Raw genomic sequence first — 25,888 nt, forward strand, 5'->3', positions numbered from 1 at the left:
AGGGCGCTACCGCTCTTTCTAACGTTAACGCCTCTACAAAATCTGGGTTTTGGGAATATTCTCTAGCAAGAGCGATGAAGTCGGTTAGTCAAACCGAGTCTGCTAGTTATCCGGATACGGTCTTCAACAAGAAAGGAGCAATTTTGTCAATAGTCATCACCTGCTGCACAGCATTTAAGCTCATCGCCTCTTTAACCATGCCAAACGATCCACCGGCTTTCTCGTCTTGGGCGACTGTGATGCCACCTGCTTGAGCAATGGCCTGCAAGCCTTCTGCACCGTCACGACCCAGCCCGGTTAATAACACCGCCGCAGTTGCCTTGCCATAGACCCTGGCGATGGATTTGAACGTGGCTGTGATCGAGGGACAATGCTTGTTTGTTTCTGGACAGTCTGTATAAATGAACTTGCCCCAAGCGTCTAATTCTAGATCGTTTTTCTCTGGCGCAAAATAAACGGTTCCTGGTGCGGGAGTCTCGCCGACTTCAGCAATTTTCACCTTCAACGGACATTCACTCGACAGCCAATTGACCAATCCTGACAAAACACCTGTACTGACGTGTACCGTACAAATGATCGGCAATGGGAAGTTTGCTGGCAGTTGGCAAACAATTTTCTGGATGGCGGGCAGAGCGCCTGTGGAAGCACCGATCGCAATCGCCTTGACACGAGAGCTGACATTCGTCATCAGCGGTTGATTTCCAGAGTATCCCCCGGATGTCATCGGCTTGGCGCTCATTGACTGTCCTGGTCGTTTAGCGGTCACTTTCATACTAGAAAGGACTTTGATCTTGGTAACCAGAGCGCTTTTGAGTTGCTCGTAATCGGTAGGCGAATCGGTGGAAGGTTTGGGGAAAACATCAGCCGCCCCAGCTTGCAGCAGGCGAAAGACATTATCAACATCTTTCTTTTGCACAAAATTGCTGATGACCAAAATGGGTCGGGGGTCTTCAGCCATGACGCGCTGGGTCAATTCCAGACCGTCCATGTTTTCCATGAGAAAGTCTGTACAAATCACATCCGGCTGTGTCCTGTTAATGACCTCTAAGCCCTCAATACCATCGCGTGCTGTACCGACCACATCAACATCGGGTGAAGAATTGAGTAATCGTTGCAGAATTTCCAAAGCAACGGGAGAATCTTCAACCAGAACTACTTTTTTGGATGTTGTCATTTAAATCAATGTCCTCAATGTATCTAACAAAACACCTTGATCAAAATCACCTTTAGTGATATAAGCATTTGCCCCTGCTTGTTGCCCCTGGCGTTTATCCTCAGAGGAGGCAAGAGTTGTCACCAGAATTACAGGCAAATCTTTGTACTCCTGGAATTGGCGAATCTTCGCGGTGAGTTCCAGCCCATCCAGGTTCGGCATTTGCACATCCGAGACAACCGCATGAAAGCTACCGACTCTCAGCTTGTTGAAGCCATCTTCACCGTCTACCGCGGCTGTGACGGCGTAACCAGCACCTTCCAAAATCCGCTTCATCTGAGTCCGAATGGGAATGGAGTCTTCCACCAGGAGAATCTTGGGTTTGACCTGGGCTTGTTCCGTTAACTCCTTAACCGTGACGGAGGCGATCGCCTTTCTCGCCGACTTGAACAAGTCTGGCGGATTGATCACCATGCAAACTTCTCCAGTCCCCAGGATGGTGGCACCGGAAATATTGCGAATCCGTTTGAGCAACTGACTGTGCGGCTTCAAAACAATGTTTTGTTGCTCCAAAATTACATCGACCAGCAGTGCCAACCGTTCCGAACCAATCCGTAAAATAATGCAGGGGATGGTTTTTGAGGCCGCGCGTAGTGCTTTGGTTGATGTAGGCGTTTTTACGGGTAAGCCTAATAAATCCGCTAGCCAAGTAACCGTGACGGACTCTCCTTGGAACGGGAGCGTCTGACTGCCTTCCCTGGCAAAGACTTCCTGAGGAGACACCAGCTGCATCGCTTCCACAAATCCCACAGGGATGGCATAGGGATGTTCGCTGACTCGCACGATCAACGCATCTGTGGTGGAAAGACTGCTATTCATCGTGATGCGGAACAAACATCCCTTGTTGGGCGTGAATTCCACCTGGATGTTTCCCTTGAGCCGATCAACATTGGCACGCACGACATCTAAACCCACTCCCCGACCGGAAATCTCCGTGACAGCCGTGCGGGTAGAAAATCCGGGGGCAAAGATTAATGCCTGAATTTCAGCCGTAGACATTTGGGCCAGTTCTTGGCGCGATCGCACATTACGACTGATCGCCGCCCGTTTAATGGCTTCGACATCCAAACCGCGCCCATCGTCAATAACTTCAATGCTAACGGTGCTGCCAACCTGATAACCCCGCAGACGAATCGTGGCTGTGGTCGGTTTGCCCAAACTCTGACGTTCTTGGGGCGTTTCGATGCCATGATCGATCGCATTGCGTAGCAGATGCAACAGCGGGTCTTTCATTTCTTCGAGAATCCGCTTGTCTACGCTGTTGTCTCCCCCTTCCAGCACCAGATTGACTTCTTTGCCTTGCTGCTTGGCTAAATCCCGCACGGTACGGGGAAACAAATTAAAAATCGTAGAAAATGGCAGTAGTCTCAGGGCGTGAATGCCCGACTCTAGTTCATTGGCTACGGTTTCCAGTTTGGCGTTGTCTTCATACGTTGTCGATCGCAGCCGATTGAGTACAACTCCTAACTGCTCCAAACGGCTTTCAACCAGATTGTAGAAATTTTGCAGGGGTTGCAGTTCGCTCGTCTGCAAGCGCCTCTCCAACTCGTCAAAGGTCAGACGGCTGACAAAGGCTTCCCGGTTCCACTCTGCCCACTGGGCTAGGATTTGGTCAATTTCAGCCAGTCGGTCTCCCATCTGACCTTTAGTCACCACCAGTTCGCTGGCTTGAGTCAATAACTTATCCAGCTTTTGGGATTCAACGCGGATGGTGTCAATCTGGTAATTGCTGACCTGTGCCAGACCCTCTGCGGTGGGTTCCACGGGTTCCTTGGTCTGGACTGCATCCTGGAACGTCAAGGGTGGCTCGCCCATAGACTGGGCAGAGGCCGCACCATTCGATTCGGCAACGGTTTCCTGAGTTTCGGGCAATTCATCACTGGAGTCAGCCCCCATCAGTTGAGCTAAGACATGGAAGACACTGATTCCTGCCGATTGTCCGGTGATGGCTTCGTGGGCAATTTTACGAATAGCATCCAGCCCCAAATAGAGGCACTCAAATGTTTGGGGCGTGAACACTCGCTCACTCCGCTTAACCGCTCCTAGAATGTCTTCTAGTTGGTGGGTCAGGGTTTCCACATCTTTGACCCCCAACATCCGGGAATCGCCTTTGAGGGAGTGAGTTTCTCGGAGTAATAGCTCCAGTTTGGCTTGGTCTAGAGGATTTTTTTCGAGATGGAGCAGTCCGGCTTCAATTTTCTGGATATGGTCAGCACTGGCTTCTTTATAAAGAGTGCGTAGTTCTTCGTCTTCTATCATCATGACTGTGTTGGAATTCAAAATTATCAATTCAAAATTCAAAACGCTTGAATTGATAATTCTGAATTTTGAATGGGAGCATTAGTGCAGTGGACGCAGGGAAGCGAGTAAGCAATATTCTGCTGGTTTAAACCACAGCCTCCAGGTTCTGGGCCGCTTTGTTCAGGTCTTTGGTCGCGTCTTTGACTTGGACAATGCCCGTGGCTGTTTCTTTGGCTCCTAAGTTGATGACGTTCATGGCAGCTACGACCTGCTGCACGGTAACAGCCTGGTGTTTAGCACTCTGGGCAATCTGTTGGGTGTTGACGAACACCTGGTTAATGGAATCGGCAATACCTGCAAACACTTCGCCTGTTTCTTCAGCCAGTTCGATACCTGCGGTTGCTTTCTTAGTACCTTCATCAGTCACCATAACGGTGGAGTTAATCGCCGCTTGCACTTCGTGAACCAGCGAGTTAATGCGGTCGGCTGACTTCTTACTTTGGTCTGCCAGTTTGCGAATTTCACCCGCAACTACCGCAAAACCTTTACCATGTTCGCCTGCACGGGCTGCTTCTACCCCAGCGTTGAGCGCTAGCATGTTGGTTTGGTTCGCCAAATCTGCCACCAGGTCGGACACTGAAGAAATTTGACCCGTTTGTTCACTTAAGCGGATAATTTGGTTGGCGATCGCAGTTACCTGGTCTCTCAAACCTGTAATACCTTCGATCGTTCGACCTACGGTTTGAGTTCCTCCCTCCGCCAGTAATAAGGCTTGCTGGGCACCACCTGCCGCACCGTCTGCTTGTCCGGCAGATTGCAGCGCGTACCCTCCCAGTTCCTCGATGATGGTCGTGGTTTCATGCACCGAGTGCGTCTGATCCAAGACGCTGCGTTCCTGCTTGTCTACGGTGTCAGCAATACCTGCTGAAGACGAGGCTACCGCCTTGGCGGCGTCAGTAATCGGTCCAATAATCAGACGGGTGATGTAATTCGCCACATAATAGGAGACGAAAAGACCCGCTCCTATACCAACAATCAATCCACCCCAAGCAATCATGGATGACACTTGCTGAACTTGTTCGGATGCTTTTTGTCTTTGTTCTACAATCTTGTCCTGTTCCTGAGACATTTCCGCAAGCTTGGCTCTGATGTCATCCATAATCTGCTTACCCTTGTTGGACAGCACCAGGGTAACGGCTTCTTTATCTTTGCCAGCTTTTTTCAGAGTAATCGTTTCTTGCAACTCAGCCAATTTCTGTTGAACCAATGGTTCTATTTTGTCAGCCCTCTGGCGCTGGTTTGGGTCAACGATTGTCTTTTTCAAGGTCGTAATATGCTCTTGTGATGATTTTCGCCCACTATCATAGGGTTCCAGATAGTTACTCACACCCGTGACAAGATATCCACGTTGTCCCGTCTCTGCATCGACTAGATCCTTTTCCACCAGTCTCAGCAGTTCCTTTACTTTAAAACCTTGTTCTACCGTTGCCTGAGTTTCTTTCAAGTTAGCCTTAGAAATTTCGGTAATCGTTGTACTAATACCTACGATTGCCAGCAGCGCACCAAAGCCAATGGGTACGATTTGAGCCACTGTCATGCGGCGTTGCTTTTTCTCTTTCTCTGGCATCACTTGCTGTTGCACGAATGGCATTACTTGCGTCATTTTTGGGTTCTCCAAAGTTACTCAAACTTACGATTTACGAGAGTCCATCTTGGTACGCGAGTACCCCCAGATGGCATAGACGCCGCCCTTTTACATTGCTATCTAGCAAAGGATGAAGTGTGAAACAGAACCTGTGAAGTGTACAGTTGTATCCTTCATCCTTTATCCTTGATACTTTCTGGGGTTAAGCTTCTTCATTCACTACTAAGCCCCCCTGTGTAAAAATTTTGGGTAAGTCTAAAACTTTCAGCTTTTTTTCTTGAAAGAAAGCACTTCCCCGCATGTACTGCTCAGCCAAATCGGGCAGGATTCCGGATAAGGGTGTTATGTCAGCCGAGTTTAGATAGGCCATTTCTAACACTTGATCGACGGGCAATCCGGCAACAATATCGTTAACCTCAACCACCACTGTTGGAGAACCAACGCGAACTGGGGCGGTGGGGAGATTCAAAACATTCCGAATATCGACTAATGTGATAATTTCTCCTCGCAAATTCATGTTGCCGATGATGTGGTTTGGGCAGCAGGGAATGGGTGTCAAGTTACCAATATCAGTGAATTCCCGTATCAGTTCTAAGTCCAATCCAAAGTATTCATCACCCAAATTAATCACCGCTAGGGTTGTCAGCTCGTTGGTAAGGGTTGAACTTTCAATTTGCGGCTTCAGATTCTCAGCCCTAGCCCGAAAAGTTTCCCTTTCTTGGGGCGTAGCCCTAGGGCAGTACAAATCGTAGAAGCTCAGGTAATTCTTAGGAGTTAGGAATTCTTCAGCCTGCTGTGCACCGTCTGGTTCTAGCTGCTTTTCGACATCACTCGTTAGAGATTCTGTCATTAAATCCAACTGACTTTGTGCATCCCAAATTAAGGGGAGGATAGTATCCGGCTGGGGCATTAAGGTCTTAGGTTCGAGCAGTAAAATCTGCTCTTCATTCACTGTAGCAAATCCTGCGATACCTGGAGCATTTATATTGTTAAGTATTCCCTCCGGGGGTTGTTTTTGGATCAGTTCAGCATCTATCTCTAGCAGCTCATGGGTTTGGTGAGCCACCAGGCCAAATTGCAACTCCTCCCACTGCCCCATGATGAGATAATCGCTAATTTTACATTCTTTAAGCGAAGGCTCTTGGAGTAAATCTAGATGCATAATTGGCACAATTTGCCCCCGTAAATTCAGCATCCCGATAATATTGTTGGAAGCTTCAGTTAGGGGTATAAGTTCTGGAAGCGATAAAATTTCATGAACCAATTCTGCCTCAATTCCATACTGCACATCATGCAGGCGAAATATTAAGTATTGCTTAGTTTCCATAGTGGTGTTTGAGGAGTTCAGGAGTTGAGGCGTGTTGAAGGAAAAGTTGGGAATTGCATAGACCCTCTAATAACTAGGTTACTGAATTTTTCAACTTTAAACATCAAGAAATCCGTCGAAAGGATGAAGACATCCTGAAGATATTTTTTATTCAAGCAAAAGAAATAATATTACTGGGATTAACACATCTGTCTACAATTTCAAGTAATTGAGTGGGGGAATTTTCAATTGTATCTATATAAATAGAGCCACTGGTACCCTCAGTTTGTAAATCCAGAAGCAAAGTACTGAAATACCCAGCTTGATACAGTAATCTTTCTAGCATTCTTAGAACTCTCTATATAACATTTTGCGAATGCTTCTGCTGAGGATACTAATGTTAGCTAGTGCCGCTTCGCAGAAATAACTCATCAGTTGACAGTAAGGAAACTCTCGGAGCGCACTTCTACTGCAATTCTGAGAACTGATGGGAAACTTTCGCCGCTCTGCACTCTCTGAAAAAGGGCGTATATAAGTAGCAGTATCACTAGCGATTAAGGGTTGGAAAGCCTTTGGTTTTATTACAGCTTTTGTTGATGACTACGACTGTAATCTCGCCTCTATTCAATCTATTTGAATTAACTAGAATCGGCAATCAATTTAATATAGCTTAATCATTGTGTTAGGATTCAGCCATAGAAAAATAGCCAACTTGATAGAAATTCCACACGGACTGATGCTCTCGATACGGAGTTAATTTTTCAGGGGTATAGGTTTTCCAATTCCCCCTTTCCTAGAGATTTTTTTTATTGTTACTGTTGATACAAATTCCGGCAAATATGCAAGCGGAGAGTGAGATTGAGCTGGAGGAAGCCTCACCTGGAAAGGGCGGGTTCTAATGTCGTCTTTTCAACACATCCGTTCACAATTTGGAGTAACTGACTGGGTTCAACGGGCTTGGTTAAATAATGAGTGGCACCCGCAAATTGACCTCGGAGTTTATCAGAGAATTTATCTCTGGCTGTCAGCATAATAATGGGCAAATTTTTAAATTTGCTAATGCTGCGTACTGTGCGGCAAAATTCTAAGCCATCAATATCTGGCATTGTCACATCTAGCAACAGCAGCGCAATCGGATTGGTATTGATTACCTTGAGGGCATCTACGGCATTACTTGCCAACAACACTTGATAGCGATCGCTCAAAGCTCGCTTAATTGTGGTTTGCACAATCAGAGAGTCATCAACACTCAGAACAATTGGACGTGTTTTTTGGCTGGCAGCAACTTCTTGGGTTGCAGGTGCATCTCCGTTGAAGCTAATCCACCCTGATACTGCCCATGCCATATAAGACCGCCCTAACTCCAGAGGGTCTTCGCCTAATGGGTCGGCAATATCAATGAGCGATCGCACCCCATCCACCCACTCCTCTAGATGCTGCTGTGCCTTACGGTCTGTAACGGCTGGCAAACCGCTGGGTGAAAGCTGGGGAACAGCATCCATTGAGGGGACAACAGGAGCAAGTGCAGCCCATTCCTGTTGGCGCATTGTGACATCTTGCATGAGCTTAGACCAGTCTAGACCGTGACCATCTTCGCCATGACTCAGGTCAAACTCTACGGTGGAATCTAACTCTAATTGTCCGGAATGAGGCAATATTTGTTCTAGAACTTGAACAACTTGAGCATGGACAATGTTTTCTATCTCCTCCCATTTGAACACTCGTATCCGGACGATTTGTTCAAAAAATTCTCGAAAGGATGATGAATTGTTTAATTTCTGCGTTGCATATTTGATCGCAGGGTCTGCCATTTTATAATTGCACTTCTTGCCAATCGCCCTGGCCAATTCTTGCTTGTTATCTGGAACGGTTACGCCAGCGTAAGTAATCTGCCCGTTTTTGAAAATTAGAACACGAGACCTTGGCTTTTGCTCGGAATTTACAATTGTTTTGATATAAACAGCGCTACTGACACGCTCACGGTGTAAATCCCAAAGCAAATCCTGTAATTGCCCAGCTTGATACTGTGATACTTTTGACATGCTTATAACTTTCTAGGTGATTTTTGCAAATGCTTCTGCTCAGGAGACTGCTAGTCCCTAGATTAAAAATCGCTCTTTTTCAGCAGCATGATTTAGTGCAGCCGCTAGGAAGCTTGTGAGTATTGGGTTTTCCCATTGTGAATGCGTGAATTTTGCATGGCTTAATCGGTCGAATTCAGCCTCGAAAAGTCCGCTTATCAAAGCCCTACGCTAGATTTCCTATCTTTATTTAGGAGGGCTTATAGAAGAGGTAAGCGGAGTTGACAACTGATGAGATGAGCTTGGTAGTGAAAAATAGATAGTCCTGCTATACCTGCTATATCTGACCCTGAGTATTCTTACTTAAGATGAATGGGTCACCCTATCCCTGATTTCATCCCTCAGAACTTTACACTTCGCAGTACTATTACATGAAATTAATGCACTTATTTGATGTTATTTCAGTTGTTTAAAACCGACAATAAACTAAAGCAAATTAAATTAATTCTTTATAGTCCCTACAAAGAAAAATAGCACTTTACAAAGGATTATTTACTAAAGGTTAAAGGATATAAAATGATGTTTTACGTAATACTAAACTTCATATTTGTCATACATGTAATACGATAAAGAACTCCTAAAAATAGGGCTTTTTATAGCAGTTATCAGTAGCGTGAAGTACATCAGGAGAATCAAAAGACATCTTGCAAAAATACGAAGAACCCCTCCCCAATCCTCTCCGTTTCGGGGAGGGAGTAAGATTTCCTCCCCCCGAAACGGGGGAATGAGCCGGAGCTCATACGAGGAGGTCAATTCGACTTTGGCAAGAGGTCTAAAGGCTCACTCAGAGAGTAGGAGGAGGTTTGGAGAGAGGGCAGAGTGTACCGCATCGAATTGAGCAGGACTATCAGTCATTCTTGACCAGAGGCGATAAAGGAAAAGGGTAAAGATGAGTTTTAAGTCACCTTTACCCTTTTCCCCTACGATTGCTCTCCTTAACAGGAGATTTCAACATCCACCGACTGAACTCTCACCAACCTTGAGTGGGAGCATCTCTCTCAAACTAAAGTGTTAATCCGGCAAAGCAGGCGCGACAGTGGGTAGCCTTGTTGTAAGCTAGCGAAGCTACCCGAAGGGAACGTTAATACGCTTCATACCTTGAGGTCAGCGATCGCAAATTTCTTTCTGGACAAATTTACACGATGTGGAAGATAAACGGATAGCGGTAAGCCTGATTGGGATTGTTCAGAGCTTGGATGATGGCAAAAATGGGGGGTACCCAATGGAACAGAAAGAATATCGGTCCCAGGATTAATCCCAGCAATCCCAAAGTCAGAAATATTAATGCCCCAATAATCGCTCCATAAACCCACACATTCAGGTGGAAATTAATGGCTTCTTTGGCGTTATCCTTAACAACTGGATCTTCGGATACAAACAAGATTGCAATTGGAACCGCCACTGACACAACCACCGAACTAAAAAAGATGGAGCCATGACAGAGTGCTGATAAAAGCTTGCGTTTGTCCGGGTCAAATTCCATAAAACCGATTCCCTAATTCCATCAAAGCTGGCTGACTTCTAACCACGACTTTATCACGCACCTTTATACAAAGAGGTGGTAAATCCCGTCCTGCCTGGGGGAGGGAATCCTCCGGGAGTTTTAAGGACTGGCTTGGCGACGGACTTCTATAATATGTGTTGGTAGTTCCTTCATTGTGCTTTTCGGATGTCCACTGAAATTCAGGCTGAACTGCAAGCTGCTGTTGAACGTCGGCGCAACTTTGCAATTATTTCCCACCCGGACGCGGGTAAAACAACGCTGACCGAAAAACTGTTGCTCTACGGAGGTGCAATTCACGAAGCGGGTGCAGTGAAGGCACGTCGATCACAGCGTAAGGCAACTTCTGACTGGATGGAAATGGAGCAACAACGGGGAATTTCCATTACCTCGACAGTGTTGCAGTTCGAGTATCAGAATTGCCAGATTAATTTACTCGATACGCCCGGTCACCAAGATTTTAGTGAAGATACCTATCGCACGCTAGCGGCAGCCGATAATGCGGTGATGCTGATTGACGCGGCTAAAGGTTTGGAACCCCAAACCCGGAAGCTGTTTGAAGTCTGCCGGATGCGGAAACTGCCCATCTTCACCTTTGTCAACAAACTCGACCGTCCAGGGCGTGAACCGTTGGAACTGCTGGACGAAATTGAGCAGGAACTGGGATTGCAGACTTACGCAGTCAACTGGCCGATTGGCATGGGCGATCGCTTCAAGGGTGTCTTTGACCGCTGCCATCAGCAAATTCACCTGTTTGAACGCAGTGCTCACGGGGCGCGGGAAGCGAAAGATACCGTCGTCAATTTAGGTGACCCCCGGATCGAAGCGCTGCTGGAGCAAGACCTATATTACCAACTCAAAGAAGAATTAGAACTGATTGAAGGCATTGGCCCAGAACTGGATTTAGAGCAAGTTCATCAAGGTCAGATGACGCCGGTGTTCTTTGGCAGTGCGATGACCAACTTTGGCGTCCAACTGTTTTTGGATTCCTTTTTGGATTATGCTCTGAAACCCTATGCCCGCAACTCCTCAGAAGGCACAATTCCCCTAGAATACCCAGAGTTTACCGGTTTTGTGTTCAAATTACAAGCGAACATGGACTCGAAGCACCGAGATAGAGTGGCGTTTGTGCGCGTTTGCACGGGGAAGTTTGAAAAAGACATGACCGTGAATCATGCCCGGACGGGTAAGATTGTGCGCTTATCCAGACCGCAAAAACTGTTTGCCCAAGACCGAGAATCCATTGATGTGGCTTATCCGGGAGATGTGATTGGTCTGAATAATCCGGGCGTTTTTGCGATCGGCGATACCATCTACAACGGCAAGAAATTAGAGTACGAAGGAATTCCCTGCTTTTCCCCAGAACTGTTTGCCTATCTGAGAAATCCCAACCCGTCTAAGTTCAAGCAATTCCACAAAGGGGTTACGGAGTTGCGGGAAGAAGGGGCAGTGCAAATTATGTACTCCGTGGATGAAGCCAAGCGTGACCCGATTTTGGCTGCCGTGGGACAACTGCAATTTGAAGTGGTGCAGTTCCGGATGCAGAATGAGTATGGCGTCGAGACTCGCTTAGAGGCATTACCTTACAGTGTCGCCCGTTGGGTCACTGGGGGCTGGGATGCCTTGGATAAAGTGGGGCGTTTGTTCAATACCGTGATTGTCAAAGACAACTGGGGACGGCCGGTGCTGTTATTTAAGAATGAATGGAATTTGAACCAAGTGATGGAAGACCATCCAGAGTTAAAGCTGAGTGCGATCGCACCCGTGGCTTCCGGTCACGAACCTGTGGCGTTGTAATCTCTCTAAGCACAACCTGTGAGTAGGGTGGGTTACGCATTCGCTAACCCACCTGATATCAGTTAGACCAAATTCTTAAAATAGCGTTACTGACATCTTGCATCATTCTCAAGAACCCCACGTAGGGTGTGTTAGCGTCAGCCGCAGAGCACCGTTAAGCTTGGAGAAAGGTGGGTTACGAGTAGAGCTAACCCACCCTACAAATTGCTATTTTCAAGTCAGCGTCAGAAACTCCCACAAAAGCGATCGCCAATCGCAGTTGTTACTCTATCCAGGTAAACTCATTACCAGTAAAACCACAGCCACTAGAATCGCCGCCCCCCCAAAGATGAACGACCAGAGACGGTGGAAACTATTGACAATTGTCCCACTTTCTGTAGTAAACTGAGTCAAATCGACCCAAGGGCCAACACCGCGCCGAAACCAACCCGTGACGCCAACTTGCGCCCCTAATAGATTTTTCACGCGCTTCATGCCAAACCAGAAATTCCCCAGAGGGCCAAATCGAGAGGCATAATGCAGAAAAATCATACCCGTGCGGTCTTGGAGTTTCAAGTCAGACCCAAACTGATACCCGGCATCGCCACGCCCCATCAACTCACCTTGCAGCTTGACCGGCTTACCCCGCAACGGACTCGCATAAGGGTCAGACATTAACTTCAGCACATCCGATTCCGGTGCCGCCTTGAAGTTGGGGAACATCACAAATGTTCGGATTAAGGTTCCTAATCCCAATCCCATGATGGGGAAAGCCACCAGCGCCATAGGCATCGTTCCCGCTACCGCAATCCCCAGCGCGAAACCCACAAACAACCCAATCGGCATCGCTGAGAAGATCAGCAAATCGAGGACAAAGCTACCATAGAGCTTTTTCTTACTCAGGCTTTTCCCCTCTCCCACAACGCGCCCCATGTCAAACTCGGTGGGTAAACCCAACTGTTCTGCATAGGTACTCAACGCACGTACCCGCTTGCCCGTTAAGGGGTGAGTCGAATTCAACTCCATCCACCAAGCCCAAGGGTTAAACAAATCCCACAAAAAGACTCGACCCAGTTGGTAGGGTTTGGCGGCAACGCGATAAGCGGTACCCGTGCTAGCGGCGGCTTTGTGGTCATAAATTCCTAAAGCGCGAGTGCCTTCAATCAGACGGCTGGGTTCTGAGGAGTGTTTGCTTTCTTCTAAAATCCCGTAAGCAATCTTCACCAAGGCACGGGAAAGGGCGTTAGGATTACCCGTGGTTTCTGCTGCAAAGTGGTCGGCAAAGTACTCTCGTGTCCGGGACAGGTAGAGAACTAAGTAAGTCCCAATGATATAAAACAGATAGGCAACCAAGGCAGCCGTCCCCGCCGCATCTTTCAGCTTATCGTTGCCGCCGCGACCGAAGCGTCTCGCAAAGTTGTAAATCAGGTAGGTGATTTGCACCAATGTAGAGGCTAACGTCATCACCGCAAAGTCCCAGTGGACGATGTGTCCTAGTTCGTGGGCGTAGACGGTGGCAATTTCATCATCATCCAGGTACGTAAATAATCCCTGACTGACGACTAAACGAGCGCTGTTGGGCAATGCGCCATAGGTAAAGGCTGTAGGGTTCTGGTCGTCGATGATTCCCAGTCGGGGGGTTTTGAGTTTTTTCTGTTGACAAACCCGCCCAATGACTCGCGCCGCTTCCGGACTTTGACGCGCCACCTCGTCTATGGAAACCCAACGGGTGTTGTAAAGCCATCTCTGGGTTAAGTCCATGAGGAAGGGAGAGAGGAAAAAACCCGCAATGTTAAAGATGACGGTAATAGCTAAGGCGATCGCTAATCCTGTGGTGGGGTTGTGACTATCCAGGATAAACACAAGCGCTAACGATAACACCAACACCATGCCGACTAGCAAGGAAATGGTCACGCCAGAAGCCAAGGCGAGATTCCCTGCTACACTCGCCATTGTTAGCTTCACACCCACTTGAGCGGCGCGGCTTGCTGTTTGGATGGGATTGGACGGTTTCGGCATTGGGGCGGGAGCCGATTTGGGTGTTTGAGTCCCACTGAGGGAATTGAGAGCATTAATCGCCCAACTACTGACTTGGGGGTTGTCATTTGTACTCAAATCTTTGGCGAGGGCGATCGCTTGTTCGGTATCGCCCAGGCGGTGATAGGCTTTCACCAGCCCTACCTGAGCTTGGATATACCCTTTAGAGCCTCGTTGGCTGTAATACTGACAGAAATCTTTCAGCATTTGAACGGCATCTCGATAACGTCCTTCATTCAAGGCATTTAATCCAGCTTGGAGTGACATAGACATCTCCGTTCAAAAAAGAATGGGTATTGAATCAATCAATACTTAGTAATACAAGCATCGTCACGGAGAATTCGCAAAAGTTAAAAAATATGTTGAGGCTCCAGCGGCTTAATTTTTAGATGAATGGCTTTTGTTCCGGATTATTGAGTTTTTAACCGCAAGAAATTACCAAGAGTCTGCAAAAAAACTTAAGCAAAATTACTTATTTATTGACCTGATTTTAGGCCAATTCCTTATCAGAATTCTGAGTGGATTTCGGGCAAATATTTCAAATTTTTCCTAAAAATTAAAAGGAACAGGCTAAAAAAGCATTTCAGTGAAAATCGTTACAATTATCCTTAATCAAGAAAGGGTCAACATAGTGCTAAAATTGTGGGTTACACATCGGTATCTGCTCCAAAGCCATGACCGCTTCCCCTGTTGCTTCTCTTCCCCTAACTGCGATCGCTAAAGCTACCCGTCAAGCTGCACGGCAGTTGGCGGTACTCCCTACCGAGGCGAGGAATCAAGCTGTGGAAGCGATCGCGCAAGCCTTAGAAGCCGCGACTCCGGAAATTTTGGCGGCAAACGCGGCTGATTGCCAAGCCGCTGAGGCGGAGGGAATTGCTAAGCCTCTGTATAATCGGCTGAAGCTGGATGAGACGAAGCTGAAAGCGGCGATTGACGGTGTGCGCGATGTGGGGAAGTTGGCTGATCCCGTTGGTACGGTGCAAATGCAGCGGGAACTGGATGAAGGATTAATCCTGAAGCGGATTACCTGTCCCGTGGGGGTTCTGGGCATTATCTTTGAAGCACGTCCGGATGCTTTGATTCAAATTACTTCCCTCGCGATTAAATCGGGGAATGGGGTGATTCTCAAAGGGGGCAAAGAAGCGATTCGTTCTTGTGAAACCCTGGTTAAAGCGATTCATCTAGGATTATCGACAACGGCGGTAGACGCGGCGGCGGTTCAATTGCTGACAACGAGAGAAGAAATCCGCGCTTTGTTGCAATTGGATGAGTATGTGGATTTAATTATTCCCAGAGGGTCTAATGAATTTGTCAGGTATGTGCAGGAAAATACGCGCATTCCGGTTTTAGGTCATGCGGATGGAATTTGTCATTTATATATAGATAGGGCGGCGGAACTTCAGAAGGCCGTCGAGATTACGGTGGATGCGAAAACACAATATCCTGCGGTTTGTAATGCGATTGAAACGCTGCTGGTGCATTCTGCGATCGCGCCAACTTTCCTACCGTTAGCTGCGGCGGCTTTACAAAAACGTCATGTGGAATTGCGAGGGGATGAGGCAACTTGCAAAATTCTGGAGATTGCCGCCGCAACAGAAGAAGATTGGTCTACGGAGTACAACGATTTAATTTTGTCGATTAAGGTTGTAGACTCTCTGGATGAGGCGATCGCGCATATCAATACTTACGGTTCTCGGCATACGGATGCGATTGTCACCGAAGATTCAAATATTGCGGATACCTTCTTGGATCAAGTAGATTCGGCGAATGTGTTTCACAACTGTTCCACCCGTTTTGCCGATGGTTTCCGCTATGGCTTTGGTGCAGAAGTGGGAATTAGTACCCAAAAGATGCCGCCGCGTGGGCCGGTGGGGTTAGAAGGGTTGATTACTTATAAGTATAAGGTGACAGGGAATGGTCATATTGTCGCACCTTACGCGGGTAAGGATGCTAAGCCGTTCACTCATCGGGATTTTTAGGTTTTTGGGTGGGGTGGAGGCTGTTTTGGTGACAACCAGTAGGTGTTTTTTTGAGGGAGTCAAAAATTGGGGCTGTATCCCTTATCCCACGGGGGTTTTAAGCTTTTTTCTGAAAAATGGGGTTGTCGGAAGTCTTGAAAGCTTTACGGAAATTGAGTTTTAGGCGTTTTTCTGTTAGCGGTTATTTTTTTATCGATGGCTGTAATGGTATATTGAGGTCAGGTTGTCAGAATCTGCACCTTGAAAACTAAATACAGTATGGGGTCTAGGCACCAGCGGTTGAAATCGACTTAAATCCCTATCAGGGATTGAAACCTGTGTTTGCTGGTCCGGGAACCACAACCCTTGTGTTGAAATCGACTTAAATCCCTATCAGGGATTGAAACCTACATCGAGGTTAGTGAAGCCCAGGTGAGGGAAGTTGAAATCGACTTAAATCCCTATCAGGGATTGAAACAATAGCGAAAAGCTCTCTAGCGAGGTCGTCAGGTTGAAATCGACTTAAATCCCTATCAGGGATTGAAACACGCCCACGGCGACCAAGGTCAGCCCGAACAATTGTTGAAATCGACTTAAATCCCTATCAGGGATTGAAACTCAGTGGGGCGTTCCCGTTTGAGCGTCTCAGCAATGCGTTGAAATCGACTTAAATCCCTATCAGGGATTGAAACATACTGCCAGCGGCGACTAAGTCGGCGTAACGCTTAGGTTGAAATCGACTTAAATCCCTATCAGGGATTGAAACAAAATCATTGAATCCCAACAAACCCACAAAGTCATTTGGGTTGAGTTGAAATCGACTTAAATCCCTATCAGGGATTGAAACAGGGGCTGGGGAGCCGTCCCAATTCCGTGCATCGTTGAAATCGACTTAAATCCCTATCAGGGATTGAAACTTGGCGTCTGAAACCAAAATGCAGTTAGCCTTGTAGTTGAAATCGACTTAAATCCCTATCAGGGATTGAAACAGATCCGTACCCTTCCATACTTAGAAAATTCAGCCGCGTTGAAATCGACTTAAATCCCTATCAGGGATTGAAACCCCGGACAAGTAAACGTCAGTACTTCATCCAGTGGGGTTGAAATCGACTTAAATCCCTATCAGGGATTGAAACCTCACATTTCCTCGTGGGCTGACAAATTCTGTAGGCACGTTGAAATCGACTTAAATCCCTATCAGGGATTGAAACCCGTTGACGGAGACACTGCCCACTCTCAAGGCAGCGTTGAAATCGACTTAAATCCCTATCAGGGATTGAAACCAGGAATGCTGTCCACCTGTTCCTTAGTAATCTGTTGAAATCGACTTAAATCCCTATCAGGGATTGAAACCCTCAATCCGGATTAATTCGGATTGGCAGAAAACGGGCAAGGTTGAAATCGACTTAAATCCCTATCAGGGATTGAAACCCGTGGTGTACCGACACAAGCTAAAAATCAATTTGTTGAAATCGACTTAAATCCCTATCAGGGATTGAAACATATCGAATATCGGCCCATCCCTGATATTAGCCGGTTGAAATCGACTTAAATCCCTATCAGGGATTGAAACCGGTTGGAACAATGATTCTCTGACCAGCCCCACGTTTAGGTTGAAATCGACTTAAATCCCTATCAGGGATTGAAACGAACACATAAGCCGCAGCGCCGCAGTGTACCAGTTGAAATCGACTTAAATCCCTATCAGGGATTGAAACCCATATAAAACGAACGAGCTAATATCATCATCAAGTTGAAATCGACTTAAATCCCTATCAGGGATTGAAACAAAGACCAAGCTAGTATTTCCGGAATTATTGTTAGTTGAAATCGACTTAAATCCCTATCAGGGATTGAAACATCGGATCGCCCCTCGCTAAAAGCGGCTACAACCCGCTCTAGGTTGAAATCGACTTAAATCCCTATCAGGGATTGAAATTCCAACTCGTGTTGTCGCCCATACTTTGGCAAAAGAAAGTTTAAATTCCACTTAATTCCTATCAGGGATTGAAACATTTTAAACTGACAAGATTTTGCATTAATTGTAACAACCGCCAGTGGTTAAAACCACTGTCTCATAGCTAAAGTCGTCTAAAGACGACTGGATGAGCATTTTAGTCCACTTAAGTGGACTTGAGCTATGAGCCGTGAACTTAAGTTCACGGCGGACTGTCGGGTTTAGAGAGAAGAGAATGAAGCAAGATCGTAACTTACTCATTTAGCAAAAAATATCAGCCCTAAATTATCTCAGGCCCAGAAGATTGGCGTTCATGTTGTAGAAACGTTTGAAAAATGATAAGCTATGTTAGCTTAATTAGCTGTAAGTTGTCGTTTAATGGACTGTATTCAATTAACTGGAATTCGTTGCTACGGGTACACCGGCTACTTAGCAGAGGAGCAAGTACTCGGACAATGGTTTGAGCTTGACCTAACCTTGTGGATAGATTTAGCACCCGCTGGAGAGAGTGACGACATTACCGAGACGCTGGACTATCGCCATGCGATCGAGAAAGTCAAGCAGCTAGTGAAAACCTCAAAGTTTGCCTTGGTGGAAAAATTGGCAAGCGTGATCGCCACTACCCTATTAGAATTACAGCCAGTGCAGCAAGTTCGAGTGCAGTTAACCAAACCGGCTGCCCCTATCCCCGACTTTGGCGGTAAAATTACGATTGACATCACCCGAACACGTTAGCGGTGCGTTAGCTTAGACAACTCAAGATAGAGATTTCTTGCATAAGGGGCAGAGTTCTGAGAGATAAAGATTAGTGCAGCGTGGGGGAGGTTTCTCAGCCATTGCTGCTCAGGACTGTCGTCGCCCAAATTAACTTTTGCCGGAGCTCCAATGATTAATAAGCGATTTTTTTCGGGAATCTTATTAACAAGCTATATCTTGGGAGTAGGCAGTGTCTCCCCATTACTGTTATCCGCTCCTAGCTCAGCCCAAACCCAAGCCTCGGATGAGCTATATTACACCTTTTTTGAGCAAAAAATTCCTCTAACTCTGCGCTCAGATGCGATCGCCGTCGCCTTCAAACCGGTCGGTAGGACGCGAGGCACCCGAAGTAATAAACCCCTACATTTACAATTACAGCAAGACTTACAAAAAGGTGCCGGAACTCGTGGAAGCACCCGTGCAGGAACACTCAAAGTAGAAGTGAGTCCCCTGGGAGAGAACTATGCGCTAGTCAATTTGCCCTCCGGAACTCGCAGTTCCCCAACCGCCGTTCAACAGCAAATTCAGCAGCAACCCTATGTAGAAACAACGCTCCCCGTTCTCAGTCGCACCGCTGCTCATTCCCCGTCACAGCACAAACGCCCTCAACTGATTGTCCTGCCGAATGAAATTCTGCTCAACTTTAAGCCCGGAGTTTCTGAAAGCGAGAAACAATCCATCCTTGCGGCGAACAATCTAGAGATGATTCGACCCCTACGATTTAGTGAAAATCGCTACTTAGTTCGCTCAAAAACGCTTACCGGAACCGCTGTTCTCGGAGTCGCGAATCGGCTCAATAGCCAAGCTAAAGTGCAATCCGCCACACCTAATTTTATTCAATCTCTCACCAATCAAAGTCATTCATCCCTTTCAATCCCAGCGGCTACTTTAAAACCCCCCAAGGCCACTTGGAAATTAAAAAATCCCCTGGTGAGTTTTTTTAAAGCCGATAACCCGCCCATCAAAACGGCTCTACTTCCGGTGCAATGGCATCTCAATAGCACCCCTTTAGCAACGTGCTTAAATCAGCGTCGCGAGGACAAGAAGGGCTTGATGGAATATTTGACAACGTGCTTTAGTAATCGCACACTTCAAGCCGCGAAAACCTCCTTACCCCGCACTGATATGCGCGTTATAGATGCCTGGAAAAATAGTAATCAAGGGAATGGGGTGGTTGTCGCTGTACTCGACACTTTAATTCAGTGGAACCATCCTGACTTAGCCGAAAATCTCTACAACGTTGGTGATATTCCTGATCGATTACCGGGTGAAGTCAGCGGCTGGGATTTTGTCGAAAATGACCCCGACACTCGCATGAGCCAAAATGAGCTAACGAGCCTCAAAGGCAAATTTCGAGATGCATTTCTAGCCACCGCTGATGAGTTACGGCAAAAGTATCCCGATACCTTCCAAGAGGTGGAACAGGAAAATCCGGAAGAGTCGGTGGAAGAGATCGCCAACATTGTCCGTTACATCCTGTTGAATAGTGAAGTCGCCGGTGAGTTTCACGGCACTATGGTGGCTGGAGTTGTCACCGCACGTCCCCAGGACGAGTCAGGCGTGGTTGGTGTGGCACCCAAAGCCAAGCTTTTGCCGGTGCGGGTGTTGGGTTTAAATGGTAGTTTTTCGGTCACCGCCTACTTAGAAGGGATTGGCTACGCCGCTTCTAGGGGTGCGGATGTGATCAATCTTAGTTTGGGTGGGCGTCTCCCAACCCAAGGTGAAGCTGAACTGATTTCTGAAGTTCTGCAAGCCAATCCTAAGTTAGTCATGGTGGCTTCAGCAGGCAATCAAAATTTGGATGAAATTGGCTTTCCTGCTGCCTTGCCGGGTGTCGTTGCCGTTGGCGCAACCAACCTTGCCGGTAATCGTGCTCCTTATAGCAACTATGGAGCCACACATCCTTTGGGGCAAGGAGTGACCCTAGTAGCTCCCGGAGGAGATATGTCCTCGCCTGGGTTGATTGGCGGCATTCTGACAACCGGAGGGACTTGGTTAGATGAGTTCTGGCAAGATCTGCCTACGCCTGGTAATTGGGGGCCAAACCAGGACACGAAAGGGAAATATCGCTGGACACAAGGAACTTCGTTTTCATCGCCTGCGGTAGCGGGAGCGATCGCTTTAATGAAAGGAGAAGACTCAACTCGTCGCCTGACTCGCGAACAACTGGTTAGTATCTTGAAGCAAACGGCTAGTTATGATGGACTTGCTGTGAATGAGGACGATGGTAAGGTATATCGTTCGCAACTTGCAGAAAAAGCGCTTCCTCGCTCCATTTCTCAACAGCAATATTTCTTTGGCAGTGGATTGGTGAATGCGGATGCGGCGGTAAAGGTTGTGAAGCAAAAATTGCGATAGGGTAATGGGTAATGGGTATTTTTTTACCCATGCCATTTCTCAATTCCCCATCCTATCGGACTATATATAGTCTAAAAATCCCTCAGGGACGATACGCACATTACCGGATTTGCATTTTGGAATATCCAGCCAAAAGGCTGTGTGTTTACCCTCTGCTTCCGTAAATTCAAGTTGGTCGCATTGATAAAATTTGGGGTCAGCAAAATCACACTGATACAATTGGATAATTTCGTGACCGGGTTGACCATTGAAGGTAAACAAATTTTCGATACAGCCCAAATACTTGATATTAATTAATTCAGCCTGGAGTTCTTCGTAGAACTCTCGTTTCAAGGCATCGTAACTGGTTTCACCAAACTCAACGCTACCCCCCAACGCCCGATAAAACGTTTGTTGCTTGACCGGGTCGTAACCTTGTGCAAGCAAAGTACGAACGGGACGGCTTTGCTCACTAGCCTTATCATCATCCCGAATTAAACCCAATACCTTGAGGCGAATTTTATTAGGGTGCATTTTGGGGAAAAATGTTGATCTACCTGTGATTGCCATGAATTAACTGTAGGGTGCATCGCGACGCACCCTACGATTGTGAATAAACTTTAGTTTTGATGAGCCTCATAGAACATGGAGCGACTGTCCCGGCCTACTGACCAATCTTTATTTTCACCACCAATAATTAATTGTTCAATCGCCACATATTCCTTAGCTAGTTGCCTCAATGCATTAATCAACACATCGATCGCGAGCGCATCACTCGTCCCCAAATCAAACCAGCAACGTCCCCAAGTCCCTTGATATTCAAACTCACTCTTATTATGCATGAGTGCCATCATGCTGTTGTCTGCTATCTGCTCGTCATAGTCCATATAGCTGATATCCAGACCAACATCCTGAACTTGAAGATTTTCCGCATCAAATCCTCCCAATTTACCTAATAAAAACCAGGAATTGAAAACCTCTTCTACATATTCTTTTTCCATTTGGGAGGGAACGGTGCTGAACTTCAGCCAAATCCACAAATCGAAGGGGTTAAACTCGCGAAACTGTACCTGCATGACCTTCACGCTTTACTTAATTGCGACCTGCTGTAAGCAGCAGCGCTTCGCTATCATTGTAACGAAAAGCTCTCCAGAGCCTCTTCAGTCTTAATCAAAAATACGCCCTTTCGGTTGAGGTAAGTCGAATTTCTCATGTCGCTAACGCTAACATTTAGCCGCGAAATTTCGGAAAAATCCTCCGCCAGAGGTAACTTTACAGGAAGATAAGCCTATGTCTGCAATCTCCTCAGGAGAATCTGTTATGTTATGTTATGCCAGTGAAAGCGAAAATACTACAACAGGCATTCGCGAAGTGGTGACAGCGGCGTTCGGTCAAACTAGCGAAGCCAATCTCATAGACACTATTCGCCACTCTCCGAATTTTATCCCCGAACTCTCAATCGTGGCCGTAGAGGCAGGGGGAGTGCTAGGCCACATTCTGTTTAGCCCCATCGTTATTGAAACACAACAACACAGTGTTCCTGCCCTAGCACTGGCACCGTTAGCCGTGACTCCTGCGCGTCAGCGTGAAGGAATTGGGCGTCAATTGGTACAGGTTGGTTTATCCAAGTGCCGCGAGTTAGGGCATCAGATCGTCGTGGTTCTGGGTCACTCGGACTATTATCCGAGCTTTGGGTTCCAAAAAGCGAGTCAATTTGGCGTGCAGGCACCCTTTTCAGTTCCCGATGAGGCGTTTATGGTACTAGAACTCCAACCCGGTGCGCTAATGGGTGTGAGTGGTATTGTGCGGTATCCCGCCTATTTTGACGAAGTTTGAGATGTTGAGTTAATTTCAGGACACGATTTAGCACCTCTTTCAGATGGAATGTATCCAGCATTTCGGGAAATAGTACAACCCGTAAATGAGCAATTAAAAACTAAATTGAGCGCGTAAATTACCTACGTAAATGGTCGGATTGCTGTCGAAGTTGTTCGCGTTCCCAATTAGATAAAACGCTGGAACGAGGGCAATATTATTGGTTATGGGGTAGTGGTAAGTAAGCTCAAACTCGTATTGAGTACCACCATCCCCACCACCAGCGACCAAGAACCTACGACCACTTAAAACATCAAAGGGCACTAAAAATGATAGAGTTGCCAGTGCCCCCTGCTTACCTAAATCAGGGAAGCCTAACCCAAATTGGATCGATTGAGAATTAATGTTACCTCCCGATCGCCCAGGTGTGGATGGAGCGATCTCTGTGCTGGCATAGGAATAACGCCCGAAGATACCAAATTTGGAAGTAATTAGCCAGTCAAAGTTGAGTCCAAAAGCATTCACCGTGGCTGGTTTAATTCGACCCCCTTGACCATCATCCGCCACCCCATATATGGGTTCTGCGCTCACCACACCTCCATTGTTATCGAGGGTGTTATGAGAATAGATCAGTCTGATATTCGCTGTTGAACTCGGTTTGTAAGTTAACTCAGCCGTGATAGTGTTGGTACCACTAAACAAACCCTTGCTTGGATTAGATGAAGTGTTAAATCCAAAAGCAGCCGGTAAAAATTCATTATTCTCACCCAGATAGCCTACGTGCAAATCGAACTGCTTGCTGAGATTAATTAGGGCAACCACTCCAGAACCACGATCGATCGGGTCATGAACAGTAGTGCCATTAGAGTTGAAAGTGCTACCCCCTGTGAGGAAGAAGGTAAAGGCATTGTTATCAAAAAAACGATGCCAGTTCACGCGGGGGCCAACAACCAACTGCACCTTATTACTAATAGGAAACTGGTAGAACAAGTCATGGATAACCACCTCAGCAAACCCGTTATTGGGTCCAGCCGTCTGATCGAGAAACGGAGTACCAAAGGTATTGAAAAGCCCTGCCGAAGCGAACTGGTTAGCGGGAGATAGGCCATTACCCGCCGCCAACTGAGTTACCAAGAGATCTTTGCCCGTAAAGGAAGTGTTGAAGGTCAACCAGGCTAGACCACTCATGGTAATGTTTGGGTTCTCCACCTCCTGAACCAAGGGTCTACCATCTGCTCCTCGTCCAGCGAATCTAACATCAGGAGAGGCTGCATTGATTGCCTCCACTTTGACATTACGACCAGCAGTGGCTCCAGTCATGTCAAACCACGCTAGACCACTCAGCTTAGTCGTCGCAGAAAACTGATGGTCTTCTAAAAAGGCCACACGACCGTCTAACTTATCAACCCGTGTCCCCAAGCTAGCCAGTTCAGTTTTAAAATCCTCTGTCAGTCGTTGCAAGGTTTCTAAATCCTGGCGAGTCACGAACCCGTCTCCACCAGTTGTAATGATGCGCTCAATTTGTTGAAGACAGGCGTTTAAACCTGCTGCAAATTCATAACGGCTGCTTGAACGATTACCCCGGAAGGTGCCGTCTGGGTAGCCAGCAATACAACCATAGCGTTCAACCAGCGATCGCAACGCCTCAAATGCCCAGTCTCCGGGAGAAACATCCCTTAGTTGCGTCACGTTGGTGACTTGTGACATAGGAGCGTTCGGATCGCCGTCTCCCTCCCCTGAAGAGATCTCAGCTACAGACGGAACCTCTAACGTCGGTATATCAGCTAATGATTCGACAGGATTTGCCGGAGATATGGTCGGAGGAGGTGTTGAGACTGTGCCTTGAACTGGATTGGGATTAATTTCTATTTTGTCCGATGTCAACTCAGCTATCGAGGTGACTTGAGCAACAGGTACATTGAACGCATGAGGGAGAGACTGTAACTCTTGAGACAAGGGAGCGAGGTGATTTCCTCTTTGGTCGATGACGTTGAGCCCAGAGTCCTCCTTGTCTCCCTTTTCCTCCAACTGTTGGATACGCCCTTGGCTAACTGTAGACACTTCCACTGGAGTCTCGACCGAAGCTGGTGACGGGGGTATTTTTGCGATCGCTTCCTTGCCGGGAACCTCATCAGCCCTCGCCTGCAAGGCTAAACTGTGAACCATCACACTCGAAACTAACAAAGACATCCAGAACGTTGCTGAAGCAGAAAGCCAAGCTTTCTGGGTATTTGCATCCTTAATCATTATTCCTCACACCTATTTTTTGAAAACAAAGACAGGATGCTAACAAACCTGCCTTAAGGTAGATGTAATGTTAGCAACACTCTTCATTCGCACCCCTCTGTTTGTCATCATTGAATGACAGGCTCTAAGAGCAAACGTTTGGGATAAAGCCTAAGACTTCCACTTTTCCAGCGCTTGGAGAACGTTTGCCGTTGATGCCGTCCAACCCACAATGCCGGCTTGAGCAACAATCATGTCTAGCGTGGATTGTTTAAATTCTGGAAAGTAACTTTCGGTGGCATCTTCAACTAATAGACATTCAAATCCTCGGTCGTTTGCCTCTCGCATAGTGGTTTGAACGCAAACTTCAGTCGTTACCCCCGTAACCAGCAGGTGAGTAATTCCCTGTTCGTGCAGAAGAGACTCCAGGTTGGTGTTGTAGAATGCACCCTTTCCGGGTTTGGTAATCACTGTCTCACTAGGGAGGGGTTGCAGTTCAGGAATAATCGCATTTCCCGATTCACCGAGGACTAAAATCCGTCCCATCGGGCCAACATCACCAATTTTTAACTCACCCCGTCCCCGATGCCGCTTCGATGGCGGACAATCGGATAAGTCCGGTTGATGTCCTTCAATGGTGTGAAAAATTGGAAGTTTATCAGCTCGAAAGGCTTCCAACAACTGCTTGAGAGTCGGGACAATCGCTCTAAGTCGCGTCACATCATTACCCAAAGCATCACCAAAGCCCCCTGCTTCTAAAAAGTCTCGCTGCATATCGATAATCAGCAGCGCTAACCCTCCATTAGCAGGAAGTTCGTAATCGTAAGGTTGAGCAGAGATTAAAACCATTGGAGAAAATAGGTAGGAGTCAGGAGTAGGGGCGGTGCCCCTGTGCCCGCCCAGAATTCAGTTGTAGGTTGGGTTGGAGTTATCCCAATTTCCTTTTCAGACGCTACACTTCGACCTCCTCACCCCCCTAATTCCCCTTACTCAGGGGGGACGTTAGAAACGCGGGGGGAGCAAGAAAAGTATCTGTAGT

At 47.0% G+C, this 25,888-nt stretch carries 16 protein-coding genes and 1 CRISPR repeat array; of the genes, 5 read left to right on the forward strand and 11 right to left on the reverse strand.

Annotation, left to right across the window (positions count from 1 at the left end; translation table 11 throughout):
• Window positions 1-106: 106 nt before the first annotated feature.
• The 6 genes from NDI48_17615 to NDI48_17640 form a co-directional block, all read right to left on the reverse strand.
• Window positions 107-1,174 carry a response regulator gene (locus tag NDI48_17615; protein MEP0832992.1) on the reverse strand — a complete coding sequence of 356 codons (1,068 nt, stop codon included), beginning with the start codon at window positions 1,172-1,174 and terminating at the stop codon, window positions 107-109.
• Window positions 1,175-3,475 carry a hybrid sensor histidine kinase/response regulator gene (locus NDI48_17620; protein MEP0832993.1) on the reverse strand — a complete coding sequence of 767 codons (2,301 nt, stop codon included), beginning with the start codon at window positions 3,473-3,475 and terminating at the stop codon, window positions 1,175-1,177.
• Window positions 3,476-3,599: 124 nt separating this feature from the next.
• On the reverse strand, window positions 3,600-5,117 hold the full coding sequence (locus NDI48_17625; GenBank protein MEP0832994.1) for a methyl-accepting chemotaxis protein: 1,518 nt from the start codon (window positions 5,115-5,117) through the stop codon (window positions 3,600-3,602).
• 184 nt (window positions 5,118-5,301) lie between these two features.
• Complete coding sequence (locus NDI48_17630) at window positions 5,302-6,426, reverse strand: chemotaxis protein CheW (protein ID MEP0832995.1); 1,125 nt, start codon at window positions 6,424-6,426, stop codon at window positions 5,302-5,304.
• Window positions 6,427-7,280: 854 nt separating this feature from the next.
• Window positions 7,281-7,751: a response regulator gene (locus tag NDI48_17635; GenBank protein ID MEP0832996.1), complete on the reverse strand. Its 471-nt coding sequence runs from the start codon at window positions 7,749-7,751 to the stop codon at window positions 7,281-7,283.
• A gap of 1,870 nt (window positions 7,752-9,621) precedes the next feature.
• Window positions 9,622-9,969: a DUF4870 domain-containing protein gene (locus NDI48_17640; protein ID MEP0832997.1), complete on the reverse strand. Its 348-nt coding sequence runs from the start codon at window positions 9,967-9,969 to the stop codon at window positions 9,622-9,624.
• A gap of 186 nt (window positions 9,970-10,155) precedes the next feature.
• On the opposite strand from NDI48_17640, the gene prfC reads away from it, so the two are divergent.
• On the forward strand, window positions 10,156-11,784 hold the full coding sequence (prfC, locus tag NDI48_17645; protein MEP0832998.1) for a peptide chain release factor 3: 1,629 nt from the start codon (window positions 10,156-10,158) through the stop codon (window positions 11,782-11,784).
• A 267-nt stretch (window positions 11,785-12,051) separates the two neighbouring features.
• Here the strand turns inward: prfC and NDI48_17650 are convergent, their stop codons facing one another.
• Window positions 12,052-14,067 carry a M48 family metalloprotease gene (locus NDI48_17650; protein ID MEP0832999.1) on the reverse strand — a complete coding sequence of 672 codons (2,016 nt, stop codon included), beginning with the start codon at window positions 14,065-14,067 and terminating at the stop codon, window positions 12,052-12,054.
• 407 nt (window positions 14,068-14,474) lie between these two features.
• On the opposite strand from NDI48_17650, the gene NDI48_17655 reads away from it, so the two are divergent.
• From NDI48_17655 to NDI48_17665, 3 genes are all read left to right on the forward strand, one after another.
• A complete protein-coding gene (locus tag NDI48_17655) occupies window positions 14,475-15,779 on the forward strand; it encodes a glutamate-5-semialdehyde dehydrogenase (protein ID MEP0833000.1) in 1,305 nt (434 codons plus the stop codon).
• A gap of 278 nt (window positions 15,780-16,057) precedes the next feature.
• Window positions 16,058-17,772: direct repeats of the CRISPR family, unit length 37 nt; unit sequence GTTGAAATCGACTTAAATCCCTATCAGGGATTGAAAC.
• A 321-nt stretch (window positions 17,773-18,093) separates the two neighbouring features.
• On the forward strand, window positions 18,094-18,450 hold the full coding sequence (gene folB, locus NDI48_17660; GenBank protein MEP0833001.1) for a dihydroneopterin aldolase: 357 nt from the start codon (window positions 18,094-18,096) through the stop codon (window positions 18,448-18,450).
• A gap of 150 nt (window positions 18,451-18,600) precedes the next feature.
• Complete coding sequence (locus NDI48_17665; GenBank protein ID MEP0833002.1) at window positions 18,601-20,829, forward strand: S8 family serine peptidase; 2,229 nt, start codon at window positions 18,601-18,603, stop codon at window positions 20,827-20,829.
• A gap of 60 nt (window positions 20,830-20,889) precedes the next feature.
• Here NDI48_17665 and NDI48_17670 read toward each other — a convergent pair whose 3' ends face one another.
• Together NDI48_17670 and NDI48_17675 are read right to left on the reverse strand one after the other, a co-directional pair.
• Entirely contained in the window at window positions 20,890-21,342 is a 453-nt protein-coding gene (locus tag NDI48_17670; protein ID MEP0833003.1) for an NUDIX domain-containing protein, read from the reverse strand.
• A gap of 86 nt (window positions 21,343-21,428) precedes the next feature.
• The gene (locus tag NDI48_17675) at window positions 21,429-21,884 is read right to left on the reverse strand and encodes a DUF3531 family protein (GenBank protein ID MEP0833004.1); all 456 of its coding nucleotides are present in this window, start codon (window positions 21,882-21,884) and stop codon (window positions 21,429-21,431) included.
• Between the two features lie 214 nt (window positions 21,885-22,098).
• Here NDI48_17675 and NDI48_17680 point away from each other — a divergent pair, with 214 nt between their 5' ends.
• Window positions 22,099-22,644 (forward strand): N-acetyltransferase, encoded by a 546-nt coding sequence (locus NDI48_17680; protein MEP0833005.1) that lies wholly within the window; start codon window positions 22,099-22,101, stop codon window positions 22,642-22,644.
• 93 nt (window positions 22,645-22,737) lie between these two features.
• Here NDI48_17680 and NDI48_17685 read toward each other — a convergent pair whose 3' ends face one another.
• Together NDI48_17685 and NDI48_17690 are read right to left on the reverse strand one after the other, a co-directional pair.
• On the reverse strand, window positions 22,738-24,870 hold the full coding sequence (locus NDI48_17685) for an iron uptake porin (GenBank protein ID MEP0833006.1): 2,133 nt from the start codon (window positions 24,868-24,870) through the stop codon (window positions 22,738-22,740).
• 150 nt (window positions 24,871-25,020) lie between these two features.
• Window positions 25,021-25,698 carry a cysteine hydrolase gene (locus NDI48_17690; protein MEP0833007.1) on the reverse strand — a complete coding sequence of 226 codons (678 nt, stop codon included), beginning with the start codon at window positions 25,696-25,698 and terminating at the stop codon, window positions 25,021-25,023.
• Between the last annotated feature and the right edge of the window lie 190 nt (window positions 25,699-25,888).

It is taken from the genome of Microcoleus sp. AS-A8 (genome assembly GCA_039962225.1).
GTDB lineage: Bacteria > Cyanobacteriota > Cyanobacteriia > Cyanobacteriales > Coleofasciculaceae > Allocoleopsis.

What these genes read in the sequence shown, in the direction of transcription:
- NDI48_17615 (MEP0832992.1), bottom strand. Translation starts at nt 1,174, where the DNA reads ATGACAACATCCAAAAAAGTAGTTCTGGTTGAAGATTCTCCCGTTGCT.
- NDI48_17620 (MEP0832993.1), bottom strand. Translation starts at nt 3,475, where the DNA reads ATGATGATAGAAGACGAAGAACTACGCACTCTTTATAAAGAAGCCAGT.
- NDI48_17625 (MEP0832994.1), bottom strand. Translation starts at nt 5,117, where the DNA reads ATGACGCAAGTAATGCCATTCGTGCAACAGCAAGTGATGCCAGAGAAA.
- NDI48_17630 (MEP0832995.1), bottom strand. Translation starts at nt 6,426, where the DNA reads ATGGAAACTAAGCAATACTTAATATTTCGCCTGCATGATGTGCAGTAT.
- NDI48_17635 (MEP0832996.1), bottom strand. Translation starts at nt 7,751, where the DNA reads ATGGCATGGGCAGTATCAGGGTGGATTAGCTTCAACGGAGATGCACCT.
- NDI48_17640 (MEP0832997.1), bottom strand. Translation starts at nt 9,969, where the DNA reads ATGGAATTTGACCCGGACAAACGCAAGCTTTTATCAGCACTCTGTCAT.
- prfC (MEP0832998.1), top strand. Translation starts at nt 10,156, where the DNA reads ATGTCCACTGAAATTCAGGCTGAACTGCAAGCTGCTGTTGAACGTCGG.
- NDI48_17650 (MEP0832999.1), bottom strand. Translation starts at nt 14,067, where the DNA reads ATGTCACTCCAAGCTGGATTAAATGCCTTGAATGAAGGACGTTATCGA.
- NDI48_17655 (MEP0833000.1), top strand. Translation starts at nt 14,475, where the DNA reads ATGACCGCTTCCCCTGTTGCTTCTCTTCCCCTAACTGCGATCGCTAAA.
- folB (MEP0833001.1), top strand. Translation starts at nt 18,094, where the DNA reads ATGGACTGTATTCAATTAACTGGAATTCGTTGCTACGGGTACACCGGC.
- NDI48_17665 (MEP0833002.1), top strand. Translation starts at nt 18,601, where the DNA reads ATGATTAATAAGCGATTTTTTTCGGGAATCTTATTAACAAGCTATATC.
- NDI48_17670 (MEP0833003.1), bottom strand. Translation starts at nt 21,342, where the DNA reads ATGCACCCTAATAAAATTCGCCTCAAGGTATTGGGTTTAATTCGGGAT.
- NDI48_17675 (MEP0833004.1), bottom strand. Translation starts at nt 21,884, where the DNA reads ATGCAGGTACAGTTTCGCGAGTTTAACCCCTTCGATTTGTGGATTTGG.
- NDI48_17680 (MEP0833005.1), top strand. Translation starts at nt 22,099, where the DNA reads ATGTCTGCAATCTCCTCAGGAGAATCTGTTATGTTATGTTATGCCAGT.
- NDI48_17685 (MEP0833006.1), bottom strand. Translation starts at nt 24,870, where the DNA reads ATGATTAAGGATGCAAATACCCAGAAAGCTTGGCTTTCTGCTTCAGCA.
- NDI48_17690 (MEP0833007.1), bottom strand. Translation starts at nt 25,698, where the DNA reads ATGGTTTTAATCTCTGCTCAACCTTACGATTACGAACTTCCTGCTAAT.